This window comes from Leptotrichia sp. oral taxon 223 (assembly GCF_013394795.1).
Lineage (GTDB): Bacteria > Fusobacteriota > Fusobacteriia > Fusobacteriales > Leptotrichiaceae > Leptotrichia.
Genome location: NZ_JABXYU010000001.1, coordinates 701,667 through 715,305 on the forward strand (window position 1 = coordinate 701,667; position 13,639 = coordinate 715,305).

At 31.7% G+C, this 13,639-nt stretch carries 11 protein-coding genes; 2 read left to right on the forward strand and 9 right to left on the reverse strand.

Annotated elements, in window-relative coordinates; all coding sequences use genetic code 11:
- Positions 1–20: 20 nt before the first annotated feature.
- The 8 genes from HW275_RS03340 to dnaX all read right to left on the reverse strand — a co-directional run bounded on the left by HW275_RS03340 (position 21) and on the right by dnaX (position 9,789).
- Positions 21–398 carry a hypothetical protein gene (locus HW275_RS03340; RefSeq protein ID WP_178935147.1) on the reverse strand — a complete coding sequence of 126 codons (378 nt, stop codon included), beginning with the start codon at positions 396–398 and terminating at the stop codon, positions 21–23.
- A gap of 618 nt (positions 399–1,016) precedes the next feature.
- Entirely contained in the window at positions 1,017–2,378 is a 1,362-nt protein-coding gene (glmM, locus tag HW275_RS03345) for a phosphoglucosamine mutase (protein ID WP_178935149.1), read from the reverse strand.
- The gene (locus HW275_RS03350; protein ID WP_178935151.1) at positions 2,371–3,981 is read right to left on the reverse strand and encodes a HAMP domain-containing sensor histidine kinase; all 1,611 of its coding nucleotides are present in this window, start codon (positions 3,979–3,981) and stop codon (positions 2,371–2,373) included. Before HW275_RS03350 ends, glmM begins: the two co-directional genes overlap by 8 nt.
- Positions 3,982–3,991: 10 nt before the next feature.
- Entirely contained in the window at positions 3,992–4,672 is a 681-nt protein-coding gene (locus tag HW275_RS03355; protein WP_021744742.1) for a response regulator transcription factor, read from the reverse strand.
- A 247-nt stretch (positions 4,673–4,919) separates the two neighbouring features.
- Positions 4,920–6,188 (reverse strand): U32 family peptidase, encoded by a 1,269-nt coding sequence (locus HW275_RS03360; protein ID WP_178935153.1) that lies wholly within the window; start codon positions 6,186–6,188, stop codon positions 4,920–4,922.
- A gap of 44 nt (positions 6,189–6,232) precedes the next feature.
- On the reverse strand, positions 6,233–7,669 hold the full coding sequence (gene dnaB / locus HW275_RS03365; protein WP_178935155.1) for a replicative DNA helicase: 1,437 nt from the start codon (positions 7,667–7,669) through the stop codon (positions 6,233–6,235).
- Positions 7,670–7,711: 42 nt separating this feature from the next.
- Complete coding sequence (gene rplI / locus HW275_RS03370) at positions 7,712–8,164, reverse strand: 50S ribosomal protein L9 (RefSeq protein WP_178935157.1); 453 nt, start codon at positions 8,162–8,164, stop codon at positions 7,712–7,714.
- Between the two features lie 47 nt (positions 8,165–8,211).
- Positions 8,212–9,789 carry a DNA polymerase III subunit gamma/tau gene (gene dnaX / locus HW275_RS03375; protein ID WP_178935159.1) on the reverse strand — a complete coding sequence of 526 codons (1,578 nt, stop codon included), beginning with the start codon at positions 9,787–9,789 and terminating at the stop codon, positions 8,212–8,214.
- A gap of 295 nt (positions 9,790–10,084) precedes the next feature.
- On the opposite strand from dnaX, the gene HW275_RS03380 reads away from it, so the two are divergent.
- Positions 10,085–11,182, forward strand: a complete 1,098-nt coding sequence (locus tag HW275_RS03380; protein WP_178935161.1) for an RNA-guided endonuclease TnpB family protein — start codon at positions 10,085–10,087, stop codon at positions 11,180–11,182.
- A 180-nt stretch (positions 11,183–11,362) separates the two neighbouring features.
- Positions 11,363–12,106 (forward strand): gamma-glutamyl-gamma-aminobutyrate hydrolase family protein, encoded by a 744-nt coding sequence (locus HW275_RS03385; RefSeq protein ID WP_178935163.1) that lies wholly within the window; start codon positions 11,363–11,365, stop codon positions 12,104–12,106.
- A gap of 55 nt (positions 12,107–12,161) precedes the next feature.
- On the opposite strand, the gene HW275_RS03390 is transcribed toward HW275_RS03385, so the two are convergent.
- Positions 12,162–13,532 (reverse strand): spherulation-specific family 4 protein, encoded by a 1,371-nt coding sequence (locus HW275_RS03390; RefSeq protein WP_178935165.1) that lies wholly within the window; start codon positions 13,530–13,532, stop codon positions 12,162–12,164.
- Positions 13,533–13,639: the final 107 nt, after the last annotated feature.

Genomic DNA, 13,639 nt, shown 5'->3' on the forward strand with positions numbered 1-13,639 from the left:
TTCCTGAGCATTACTTAAAACTATAAGTTTATATCCTTTATTTTAATAATTTCCAATATTTTTTCAATCAATTCCTCAAAAATTACATTTCTATCTTTTTCTTCCTTATGCATTATAAGAAAATATAAATCTGTATAAAACTCCTTCTTTATTCCATTTATAAAAAAATGTCCACATTTTATCTTCTTTTTATTCTTTAAAACTAATATTCTTTCCTTATTTTCTTTCGATTTAGAAAAATAAATCCCAAATTTCAAATTATCAAACTGAACTTTTTCAATATTTTCATCTTGAATTTCATCTCTTTGCAATAAAAAATTTCCTCGTATTTCATGATTTAATTTATCAATATTTTCTTTATCTGTAAAAAAAATAAAGTCTTTAATATTTTTGTTCATAAAACTCTCCTCTTTTTAAATAAATTTTAATTATAATTCAATATAAAAATTTGATGTTTTAATAAAAAAACTCTTTATGTAGGCATTATAATGTTTTAATTTTATATTTTTCATTATATTTTATATTAATTTTAACATATTTAAAAAACATATTTTTTTATATTGATATAACTTATATTTTTTAACATTTTTCACCTCCTATATTATATTTATTCATCTCCCTATATCTTTGTTTAAATCGTTTAATTTATTAAAAAAATAAATTGTCAATATAAATTATATCACAATAATTCTTAAATTTTTAGAGTACATTTTAGTTTTTGTTAATTACATTGGAACTATCTAAAATAAAGCATTTTTTAGATTTTAAAGTATTAAATTTAAATTAATTTAAAAAACAAGTTTTATAATATAACCGCTAAAATAAAGAATAAATTGAACAATTACATTTTAAAATATTAAAATTTAATAATATGAAAAATATATTAATATTCATAATTCAATATTAATGAGGGTTCAGGCATATGTTTTTTAGAAATTAAAATTTTTTCCTAAAAAAAGAAACTGTTTCATAAAATCACTTTACAAAACAGTTCCTTATATAAACAAAAATTTTTATTAGCAGAGAATCTCTTCTACTTTTTTGCTTAATTCTTTTATATATTTATCCACAATTTTTTGACTTTCCGCTTCAACCATTACCCTTATTAAAGACTCTGTTCCAGAAGCTCTTACCAGGATTCTTCCTTTTCCAGCAATTTCTTTCTCTTTTTCCTTAATAAAGCTGATTAATTCCTTATTTGTTTCCCAAGCCGCTTTTTTCTCTTTCGCAACAAAGATATTTTTAGAATCTTGAGGCCATAACTTAATCCCATCTACAAGCTCATGTAATGTTTTTCCACTTTCCAAAATGGCTGCAACAAGCTGAATTGACGATAAGACCCCATCTCCAGTCGTGTTGTAGTCAAGCATTAAAATATGCCCAGACTGCTCTCCACCAATGTTTAGTCCATATTCCTTCATTTTCTCAAGAACATATCTATCTCCAACATTTGCACGGATTAATCCAATCCCCTTTTCATCCAGATATTTTTCAAATCCCATATTGCTAAGAACAGTAGTAACCACTTTATTATCGTTTAAAAGTCCTCTTTTTTGCATATATTCTGCAATAATCGCAATAATCAGATCTCCATTTATAATTGCTCCAGTATTGTCAACAGCAATCAGCCTGTCTGCATCTCCATCATAAGCAAGCCCTAAATCAGCCTTATAAACCTTGACAACTTCCTGAAGCAGCTCCGGATGTGTAGATCCGCAATTTACATTAATATTTTTCCCATTTGGAATATTATTAATTACAATAACATCTGCCCCTAAAGACTGAAAAACTTTTGAAGCAACTCTGTAAGCCGCTCCATTTGCTGTATCAATTACAATCCGCAATTTTGAAAAATTAGTTTTCACAGTAGAAGTTAGATAATCCAAATAAATTCTCATATCATCTTCCACATATTTAAATCTTCCCAGATCATCTCCTGGAACTTGATGTTTCAAAAGTTCATCTTTTTTTTCCATCAGCCCTTCAAGTTTCTCCTCAACTGCATCAGGTAACTTATAGCCATTTTGACTGAAGATTTTTATTCCGTTGTCTTTTACAGGATTATGTGAAGCCGAAATCATGATTCCTGCATCAGCCTTTAATTTCCTAGTTAAGTAACAAACTCCTGGAGTAGGCAATACTCCTACAAAATCAATATTTACTCCCATAGAATTTAATCCAGCTGTAAGCGCTGAACGAATCATATAACCCGAAATTCTTGTATCAGTTCCAAGAATGATTTTTGGCTTTCCGGCTTTTTTTCTATGTTTTTTTAAATAATATCCAAGGGCAAGCCCTAGACGTGTTACTAAGTCGATTGTCAGGTCCTTGTTGGCTTCCCCTCTCATTCCGTCAGTTCCAAAATATTTTCTAGCCATTATATTTCCTTCCTATTTTTTTCTTTTTTCTTTTATTTTCTTTTTCCCGTTCCTTTTTTAAAAAATTGAAAACGGCTTTTTTTTCTGATTTATCTTTTTTAGCAGTTTTCGCTGTTTCTTCCGGTGCAGTTGCAGCGGTATTTCCAATTGGCAGTACAATTGAAATTTCTGTCCCTTCATTCATTTTAGAGTCAATTTCAATTTTTCCATTGTGAATTTCCACAATTCGTTTTACAATTGCAAGTCCAAGTCCAGTTCCGCCAGTTGCCTTCGTTCTCGACAAATCAACCCTGTAAAATCTGTCAAATATTCTTTTTGCATCCTCTTCAGAAATTCCGACACCTTCATCCCGAATGGAAATTCTTCCAAAGCCATCTTTAATAAATGACTTAATATAAATATTTGTATGCGGTTCAGAATATTTTGCAGCATTTTCTATTAAAGCTCTAATTGCTTGCTGTAACAGCGTTTCGTCCCCTTTAATCTTATAATCTTCTCCCATTTCCAGATGAAAGTTATGTGTTTTAGTAGAAACTACAGTGTCAGAATGAATTTGATGAACCATTTCATTTGCGTCAATATCTATAAACTTTGTATTAATTTTGGTAATTTCGCCTTTAGCCAAAAATAAAAGTTTTTGTATTAAGTTGCGCATATTGTCTGTTTCACTGATTATCGAATCAATTGATTCCACAAAGATGTCAATGTCCGTAGTTCCACGTTTTCGTATAATTTCCGCATAACCTTTTATTATTGCAAGCGGCGTACGTAATTCATGCGAAGCGTCTGATACGAATTTTGTCTGATTTTCAAATGAAGTTTCCAACCTATCCAGCATTTCATTTATAATAAGCGTCAAATTCTGTAATTCATCTTCCTCTTTTGGAATTTCTATTCTTTTGCTCAAATCATCTGTTGAAATGCTTTTTGCCGTTTTTATCACGTTGTTAATCGGCTTTAAAATTCTTCTGCTCATTATCTTTGATACAATAATCGTTATAACAACACCAATTATTGTAAACAAAATAACAAGATATTCCAGCCTTTTATAAATCTGATTTTCCTGCGTCACATTTTTTAAAGTATAAATATTAAATTTGTAATTTTTAATTTCTCTGCTCACTTTAAAAACAAAATATTTATTTTTTTCAATATTTATTATCTTTCCTTCTGAATCATTGTCTTCCAAATGAAAGCTTTCAAGCAAGTTTACCATTTTTTCATTAGTCATGGAGGCTTCTTCCGTGTCAGTGTCTCCAAGCGTGTTAATTGGAATTACAGAATCTTTATTTTGTTTTATTTCCAGAACATATAGATAGTTATCCTCTCCTGGATTAAATGGCTTTACGTGAATAACTTTTTTCCCTTCAATAATTTCAGGATTAAAATCAAGTGTAAGAACATTTGTTTTATCAGAAAAAATCCCAACTTTATCCAAAAAGCTGTTTATTTCATCCATTTTATTACTGGCTGAAAGTTCACGCACCTTATTGGACTGCCTTTGCAGTGAATAAACAAGAATAATATTAGAAACTAATATTAATACCAAAAATAGAAGAGCGTAATTTGCTGAAATACGATCTTCTAATTTTAAATTTTTCATCCTTTACTCCTTATTTAAAAATAAATCCAATTCCTCTTACAGTCTGAATAAATTTTCTTTCATAAGGTCTGTCAATTTTATCCCTCAAATATTTAATATACAAATCAAGGATATTGTCATTTCCGATATAATCAAATCCCCAAACTTCTTCTAAAATTTTATCTCTTGACAACACAATCCCTTTATTTAACACTAAAAAGTCAAGAAGTTCAAATTCTCTTTTTGATAATTGAATCAAATTTTTTCCGTAATCCCTGAATACTTCATAAGTTGAATAATTGATTGTCAAATCTTCAAATTCAAATACACCTTTGTGAACAACAGATTTTTTAGTTCTTCTAAGAAGAGCCTTTATTCTTGCAAGCAATTCTTCATTTGAGAACGGTTTTGTCATATAGTCATCCGCTCCATAGTCAAATCCTACTACCTTGTCGCTAATTTCATCTTTTGCAGTAAGCATAATAATAGGTACTTGCGAAGTTTCCCGTATTCTTTTGCAGACTTCCATTCCGCTCATTTTTGGAAGCATCACATCTAGAAGGATAATATCGTATGAACCGTATTTAGCCATATTTAATCCTTCTTTACCGTCATATGCAAAAAACACATCAAACCCTTCAAATTTTAATTCAATTTCTAATAATCTTGAAATTTTAGGATCATCTTCAATTACTAATATTTTTTCTCTCATAATTATCTCCAATTCTATTTTTGATTTTTAGGTTTATAGTTTTTCAAACTTCTTATTTTTAAAAAATAAAAAGTGACTAAACATATAGATAATTATAACCTATTTTTTGGGATTTGTATAGTATTTTATCTTTCTTTTTTAATAATTTTTAATAAACAAATGATTTATTTAACATTAAAAAATGCTGGTTTTTATTTGGAACACTTTTTATTGGTTAAAGTTTAAGTTAAATTATTATTTATATTTATTAAAATTCAGTGGTATCCATATCACTGTCAGACTGTCCTTCAGGCAGTTTTATTCTGATCAGATCCATTGGCCCCATTTCTACATCCGTTTCGATAATAGCGATTGTATTTGGATTTACATATTCCTGAAATTCGTCATTTTTTGTATTTAAAAAATTTTCTACTTTGAATTTGACAGCATCTCCAATTGGACGTACCAGCTCCAAAGTTTCTGTTGCGTAAACTTTATTTCTTATTTGAATTTTGTATTTATTCGTGTCAACTTTTTCAAGCACATTTGCGACAAGTCTGTAAGTCTGGCTGTAGGAAAGTCCAGTTTCGTAATTCTGATCCTTTTCAGAAGTCGGCCCTAGATAAAATCCGTTTGAATATTGTCTGTGGCTAATAGTTTTAAGCTCTTTCAGCCAGTCTGGATTATATTCATAATTTCCAGAATAATAATTATCCAATGCTCTTTTATACTGTTTTACGACAGTTGAGTTATAGTAGATGCTTTTCATTCTTCCTTCTATTTTCAACGAGTCTACACCTGTTTCAAGCACTTTGTCAATAAATTCGATAGAACATAAGTCTTTGGCGTTAAACATATATGTTCCTTCCTCATTTTCCACAATGTCGTGAGCCCCAGTTTCCTCATGCCCTTCTGCAATTACTTTATAGTTCCAGCGGCAATCCTGTGCACAGATTCCACGATTTGCATCACGGTTTGTAAAGTAATTGCTTAACAGACATCTTCCTGAATAAGCCATGCACATCGCTCCATGAATAAATACTTCAATTTCCACATCCGGTACTTTTTCACGGATAGTTTTTATTTCTTTCAGTGACATTTCTCTAGCCAGAATAACCCTCTTTGCACCCATATCCTTCCAAGTTTTCACGCTCATCCAGTTTGTGTTGTTTGCCTGCGTACTTACGTGAATTTTAAGATTTGGAGCGTACTGCCTAACCATCTGAAAAACTCCCAGATCAGCTACAATTACTGCATCCACGCCAAATTCATCCAATTTTTTTATAAATCTTGGCATATATTCAATTTCTGTATTATGTGCAAAAATATTTAATGTAACATATATTTTTTTGCCCAAACTGTGAACATAGTCCACAGCTTCCTTTAATTCCTTATTTTTAAAATTTGAAGACATTCCTCGCAAGTTAAAGGCGCTCCCTCCAACAAAACAAGCATCAGCTCCAAAATGAAAAGCTGTTTTCAGCTTTTCCATATTTCCAGCCGGTGCCAATAATTCTACTCTTTTTTTTATTTCCATTTCTGAATTTTCTCTCCTTCATTTTTCTTTTCCTTTATTTCTTATTATTCAGCAGGCGGGGCAAATTCATCGTCTACAACGTTTACAAACTGCTGATAGCTTGGCCTGAATCCTAATTCTATCGTTCCAGTAGGCCCGCTTCTATGTTTTCCAATTATGAGCTCTACTTTTTCAAGCTCCTTTTCATTATCTTTTGGCGCTTCCTGTGGCGTACTTACATATTTTTGCGGAACATTCATATTATCAACTTCAGGAGCAGTATCCTTGTGATAGTATTTCTCACGGTATAAAAACATTACCATATCAGCATCCTGCTCAATTGCTCCAGATTCCCGCAAGTCTGACAGAATTGGCCTTTTATCCACTCTCTGCTCCACTCCACGTGACAACTGTGAAAGTGTTACAATTGGGATATTCAGCTCTTTTGCCAATATTTTTAATGAACGTGAAATTTCTGATATTTCCTGTTCCCGGCTTTTTCTTGAATTTTCTGACGGACTGATTAACTGCAGATAGTCAATTAGCATAAAATCAAGCCTCCCTTCAGCCCTTAGCCGCCGTGCAGTAGCCTTTATTTCCAGCATTGTTACACTCGAGGAATCTGAAATATAAATTGGCATTTCAGAAAGCCGTCCCAGCCCATTTCCTAGATTTACAAGTTCCTCCGGTGACATTGTGCTGTCTTTTAAAGCCTTTAACCGTATTTTTGCCTCACTTGCCACAAGCCTGTCAAACAGTTGTTCATTTCCCATTTCCAGACTGTATACAAGCACACCTTTCCCCTGCCGTGCCACATTAATTGCGAGATTTAGGGCAAAGGCGGTTTTCCCCATGGCTGGACGCGCCGCCAGAATTATCAGATCCGAACCGTGAAATCCACTCGTTATGCTGTCATATCTGTCAAATCCAGAAGAAATTCCAGTTATTTCCCCTTTACCCTCACTATAGTTGTCCATTTGCGTAACTTTACGCTGAACCAGTTCAAATAAAGGAACAATATCCTTTTTCTGCTTGGATTCGGCAACTTTAAAAATCATGCTTTCTGACTTATCCAGCATTGTATCGACTTCTTCGTAACCACGCATAGCCATTTTGACGATTTTTTCCCCAATGCCTATTAATTGCCGCTGGATAGACTTATCCTTTACAATTTGAGCATAATTCATTGCGTTTGCAGCGGTTGGCACAACTTCCGTCAAGTCATAAATGACATCCTCGCCTCCAACTTCTTCCATAAGTTCCTTCTTTTTCAGCGATTCAATGATTAAAAGCACATCAATTATTTTCCCAAGATTATAAGCCTTTACCATTTCAGAAAAAATCAGCTTATAGTTATTCCTGTAAAAGTCTTCAGATGTTACAATATCAACAATATCCCCAATAACATTAGGATTTATAAAGATAGAGCCAAGAAGCGCCTCTTCAGCTTCGATACTAAACGGCTTACTATTCTTCTCCTCTTCCAAATCATATAATCCCATTTTTTAAATTTCTCACTTTCTATATTTAAATATATTTTTAAATTATTTAGCCTCAACTTTAACTTTCAAATTTGCCTTAACTTCAGAATGAAGTTTTAATTCTACATTATGCAGTCCGATTTCTTTCACTTTTGCATTAGCAGAAACCTTCTTTTTATCAATATCCACATTCAATTGCTCTTTTAAAGCCTCCACAATTTCCTTTGCCCCGATTGAGCCAAACACTTTGTTATTTTCCCCGGCCTTCACTTTTAACACAATTTCCTTTCCAGCCAAAAATTCTTTTAGTTCATTTGCATTTTTTACATCTTTATCATGATTTTTTTGTATCTTTTCATTTTTTGCCTTCAATTTATTAATATTTTCAGGAGTTGCAAGTATTGCCTTATTTTTATTTAATAAGAAGTTATTTGCATATCCGTCTTTTACTTCCACAATTTCATCTTTTTTCCCAACACCTTTTATAGTTTCCTTCAAAATTACTTTAATTTTCATATTTATCATCCCTTCTTTAATTAGTAAGTTTACTTAATATTTTAACATTATTTTCTTTCCAAAATCTCTCCATCAAAAAACTTGACTGCATTTTGCAAAAATTTATCCTCTTCATTCTGTGAATCTTCGCTTTCGAGAAAAGTTTGTATCATAATATCTGAATTACAAATCTGATTAATAATTTTTTCAATTTTCGGCTTTTTCTCCGGTAGTAAAATTTGCTCGCTGTGAAATTTGTGATCTTTTGGAAACTTTATATAAAGAACACCATTTTCCACCCTGTCTGGACGACTTTCAATCGCCAATGCCCCCAGCATAACGCTTTCCTTTTTTATCCCAGCCAAAACTTTTTTCCAGTTTTCAGAAAAAATTGAAATATCATAATCTTTTGCAATTTTTTCAGTTTTCTCACTATTCTCAGGTTCAATATTTTTTGTAACACTGGCTTTTGGACTTACAATGTTAGCATTTTTTGTAATCTCATTTAATACTTTTTCATAAATGCTGTTTGACATGTCTTTCATATAATTTTTGTCAATAGCAGCCATATTTCCAATAGAACCTGTATTTTCTGAAATTTTATTTTTACTTGAACTTTTCCCCTGATTTTTGTAAAGTTCGTGAATAAGCACATAACCGAGCAGCCTTTTATCCTCTTCATATTTAAATTCATTTAAAGTAAAAAAAATCGCACTTATCGTATCCAGCAAAAAATTTACCGGCAAATCAGCCTTTTTCTTGAATTGCTCTTTCAGATAATAGGAAAAATCCTTTAAAAATGTTTCGATAATAAGCCCATCTTCCCAGATTTTATCAATAAATTCAACTAATTTTTTCTTATTGCTTTCCTTTACCAGATTTAAAAATTCTTCCAAAATAACGTCAGGCACAACTCCCAAAGCCTTTTGAGCCTTTGTAATATCAATTTCCTCATTGTTGAAGTTTGACACAACCTGCTCAAAGATGGAAAAGCTGTCCCTTGCACTTCCTTCTGACTTTCTATAAATCAAGTCCAGACTTGCGTCATCAATCGTAATGCTTTCCTTTTCAGCCACATTTTTCAGCAATTTTTTTATATCTTTCTTATCAATTGGCAAAAAATCATACCGCTGACATCTGGAAATAACTGTATCCGGAATTTTGTCAATTTCGGTAGTCGCAAGAATAAATATCACGTGTGCAGGCGGTTCTTCCAGTGTTTTCAAAAGTGCATTAAAGGCCTCTTTTGTAAGCATATGAACCTCGTCAATTATGTATATTTTTTTTCTTCCCTTTACAGGCTGATAATTTATTTTCTCTTTCAACTCACGAATTTCATCAATTCCACGATTGGAAGCCGCATCAATTTCAATCATATCCATAGAAATCCCTTGAGAAATTTCACGACAGTTTTCACATTCTCCGCAGGGATTATCTGTCACATCCTTACTGTTCAGACAGTTTACGCCTTTTGCAATCAGTCTAGCAATAGTTGTTTTACCAACTCCACGTGGCCCTGTGAACAAATACGCATGCGACAGCTTATTTTCCCTCAAGGAGTTTTTTATCGCCCGTAGCACAAATTCCTGTCCAGCAATTTCATCAAAATTCTGAGGCCGATATTTTCTATATAAAGTAATATTCAATGTTCTCACCCTTTTTCATTACTGTTTGATATTATAACATTTTTACTATGATTTGTGAACTACTGAAAATGCAACGGCAAAATAAAAATAAAATATTTGACTAATAAAAAAATATATGATTAAATCTTGTATAGTAAAATTGCTTTAACAAAAAGACATCCCCTACAAGTGGGAGATGAATTGCTTTTTTTGTAAAAAAATTGAAAAAAGGATACGTCTATGATACAATTTTGTATAAAATATGGAAGAGAAATAATTAAAAATAATATTCAAAATCAAAAGGAGGTGTAATTTTATGAAATATAATTTAGCATTCAAATACAGAATTTATCCAAATAAAGAGCAGGAATTATTGATAAACAAGACTTTTGGATGTGTTCGTTTTGTCTACAATACGATTTTGTATACTGCAAATAAATTTTATGAAGAAACTGGAAAAAATAAAATAATTACACCTGCCAGTTTGAAAAGTGAAAATCAATTTTTAAAAGAAGTGGACAGTCTGGCACTTTCAAATGCTCAATTGAATGTAAAACGATCGTTTACGAATTTCTTTCAAAAGAGAGCGAAGTTTCCAAAGTTCAAATCTAAAAAGAATAATGTTAAAAGTTATACGACAAATTGTGTGAACAATTCGATACGAATTGAAGAAAACAAATATTTGGTTTTGCCGAAATTGAAAAAAGTCAAATTGAAATATCATAGAGAAATACCAAAGGATTATAAAATAAAGTCGGTAACATTGACAAACAGTAATGGAAATTATTATGTTTCTGTTTTGGCGGAATTTGAAAAAGAAATTCAAAAGGTAGCTAGTAAAGATAAAGTGATTGGACTTGATTTTTCAATGTCTGAATTATTTGTCAGTTCTGAAAACCAAAGGGCTGATTATCCAAAATATTTTAAGATGTTGGAGAAAAAATTGAAAAAATTACAAAAGTCATTGTCGAGAAAAGTGAAATTTTCTAAAAATTGGTATAAACAAAAAGAAAAAATATCAAAATTACATGAGTATATTAAAAATTGTCGAAGAGATTTTTTACATAAATTATCAAAAAAATTATCTGAAATGTATAATGCTGTGATTGTCGAGGATTTGAATATGAAAGGGATGAGTCAGGCATTAAATTTTGGGAAAAGTGTAGGAGATAATGGATGGGGAATGTTTTTGAGAATGATTGAGTATAAACTGATGTTTTTAGGGAAACAATTTTTGAAGATAGATAAGTGGTTTCCATCGTCGAAAACTTGTAGTAAATGTGGAAACGTTAAAGAGGAGCTGAAATTATCAGAAAGAAGTTATAAATGTGAGTGCTGTGGAATTGAAATTGACAGAGATTACAATGCGGCATTGAATATAAGAGACATTGGAAAAGCGATGTTGAAATATTAGGGAAATAAAAGGAAGCAGGGTAGGAACTGCCCGAAGAGCTTGGTAAATATATTTGGCTAGTCATACGCAGATACTTCCCAAGAAGCTCCCGCTTCTAAAAGCGGGAGTAGTTCACTCTTGTCAATCTGATATTAAAGCAATCGAGTGCAATATATAAATTTTTTTAAATTGGAGGATAATATGAAAAAACCTGTTATTGGGATTTCGAGTAATGTATTAGAATTGGAAAAAGGGCTATTTGCAGGCTATAAAAGGGCTTATGTGGATACTTCATATATAAATGCTGTAATAAATGCTGGAGGTGTGCCGCATCTGCTGCCTTTAAACGAACATGAGGAAATTATTGAGGAATTTGTAAAAAATGTTGACGGAATTGTTCTGACAGGGGGAAATGATGTATTTCCGCTGCTATACGGGGAAGAGCCGAAGGAAAAACTGGGAGAAGTATTTCCTGAAAGGGATAAATTTGATTCATTATTAATCCGTTTTGCAATGGCTTATAAAAAGCCTATCCTCGGAGTTTGCCGCGGGATGCAGATAATAAATGTCGAATGCGGCGGATCGCTTTATCAGGATTTGTCCTACAATGAAAATATCGCAATTAAGCATTTTCAGAAAGCCAGATCTCATACGCCTACTCATTCAATTAATGTCGCAACCAACAGTTTCTTGACTGATATTTACCCTGAAGGCATAGGATTCATAAACAGTTACCATCATCAAATTATAAACCAGTTGGCACCAGGATTTGTCATAACAGCTAAAAGTGCAGATGGGGCAATTGAAGCAATTGAAAATATTTCAGGCGATACATTTGTTATCGGCGTGCAGTGGCATCCTGAAATGATGGCAGTAAATGATGAAGCAGCTCAGAAATTATTTAAAAAGTTTGTAAATGAAGTAAATTCAAGAAAAAAATATTAAAATTTTAAATATACTAAAAAAAGCTGTTTCGTATAAATGATACAGCTTGATTTTTTTATAATATTAAAACATTCCAGTTTTTTCTTAAGTCAATTTCGAAATTGCCGAATTTATCTTTTATTTTATATGAAATCTTGGCAGCAAATTCATTTAAAATATTAAATCCAAAGTTAAAATCGTTATCAAATCTATCTTTTGAATCATTTTCTGAATTGCTTTTGTCATAATTATCTAAAAGTTTCCATAAATCAATACTTGAAATATATAAATTTCCTGAAATACTGTATTTTTGAAATGAATTAAACTGATAAGAGTCAGTTTTATTATTTTCCATTATACTCCCTGACAATATGGATGCCTTCAAATCAGGAATTTCTGTTTCTGGCATTTCCGGCTCAAGTTTTGAGTTCCTGTTCAAATTATCATTAACATTTGAAAGAACGTGTGAGGCTGAACTATTATTTATTGATAATATCAGATTTTCAAAATTTTGCGGCAAATCCTCGTAGGGAACGTTCGGCACGTCTGTCGTTATCATTAAAAAACCTGCATTACGCTCCTTTGACAGCCTTAAAAGAGTTTCATACTGAGCAGGATCTGCAGAATGAATAACATGGACGATACGGTTTGCATTTTCAGGATTGTTCTCAAAGTTATAACTTCTTGGTGTCCAGTGGTTAATATAATTGTCTGCAGATAACTCGCTTGTCAGCCATAAATCAGAATATTTTGACATTTCATCTGTGACGGTTCCGCCAGGGTTGGCAACAACCATTGAATCTGGATACTTTGTCTTGACATAATTATATAGCTGTGCCATATATTCGACTTCTAAGGGATTTTTCCCCGATGAGACTTCATCAAAAAAAATGCCCGAAATATTGTCTGAACCATAAAACTGTATGTACTTGTCAATTTCAGAGTACACTTGCTTTATGCTTTTTGTATACTCGTCTGTCGTCACATATCCAAGATTTTTAATTCCCAGCTCCTTATTTTTCTTAATTTGAACAATATAGCTGTAATCGGCTTTATCAGATGGACCGTTTGCAGGGTTGATTATAACGTAGGGAATTGTCGCTTTGGAGCAAGAATCTTCTGAATCAGGCATACTAACAACATTCTGGCTGTAAAGATTGTCATTAATCCTGCTTTTATGAAATCCGTCAGTGTAGCCAAAATCAACTTTAAAGTCTGTTTCATTTTTTAAATTATTTTTTATAATATCAAAAATCTCATCATTTTTAGAAAAACTAAACTTTTTTTCTGAATTTAATTTCTTTATATTTTTAGAATCTGTAAAACTTGAAGCTTGAACTGATGAATCATTGTTTGTAGAATGTATGGCTTTTCCATAACCTAATCCTGTTACTCCCGCTAAAAAAGATGGAATTAAAAAACTGTTATTTTTTAACTTTTTCTTCATTTACTACCTCCTTTCAGCATATATTTATACTGCTCAAAAAATTATCTTGCAGTTTTCTTATACACTATAAACAGCTTTCAAATCATAAATTATTGTAATTTCACAAG

Excerpts from the sequence above, each read along its gene's own strand:
- HW275_RS03340 (WP_178935147.1), bottom strand. The coding sequence starts at position 398 with ATGAACAAAAATATTAAAGACTTTATTTTTTTTACAGATAAAGAAAAT.
- glmM (WP_178935149.1), bottom strand. The coding sequence starts at position 2,378 with ATGGCTAGAAAATATTTTGGAACTGACGGAATGAGAGGGGAAGCCAAC.
- HW275_RS03350 (WP_178935151.1), bottom strand. The coding sequence starts at position 3,981 with ATGAAAAATTTAAAATTAGAAGATCGTATTTCAGCAAATTACGCTCTT.
- HW275_RS03355 (WP_021744742.1), bottom strand. The coding sequence starts at position 4,672 with ATGAGAGAAAAAATATTAGTAATTGAAGATGATCCTAAAATTTCAAGA.
- HW275_RS03360 (WP_178935153.1), bottom strand. The coding sequence starts at position 6,188 with ATGGAAATAAAAAAAAGAGTAGAATTATTGGCACCGGCTGGAAATATG.
- dnaB (WP_178935155.1), bottom strand. The coding sequence starts at position 7,669 with ATGGGATTATATGATTTGGAAGAGGAGAAGAATAGTAAGCCGTTTAGT.
- rplI (WP_178935157.1), bottom strand. The coding sequence starts at position 8,164 with ATGAAAATTAAAGTAATTTTGAAGGAAACTATAAAAGGTGTTGGGAAA.
- HW275_RS03380 (WP_178935161.1), top strand. The coding sequence starts at position 10,085 with ATGAAATATAATTTAGCATTCAAATACAGAATTTATCCAAATAAAGAG.
- HW275_RS03385 (WP_178935163.1), top strand. The coding sequence starts at position 11,363 with ATGAAAAAACCTGTTATTGGGATTTCGAGTAATGTATTAGAATTGGAA.
- HW275_RS03390 (WP_178935165.1), bottom strand. The coding sequence starts at position 13,532 with ATGAAGAAAAAGTTAAAAAATAACAGTTTTTTAATTCCATCTTTTTTA.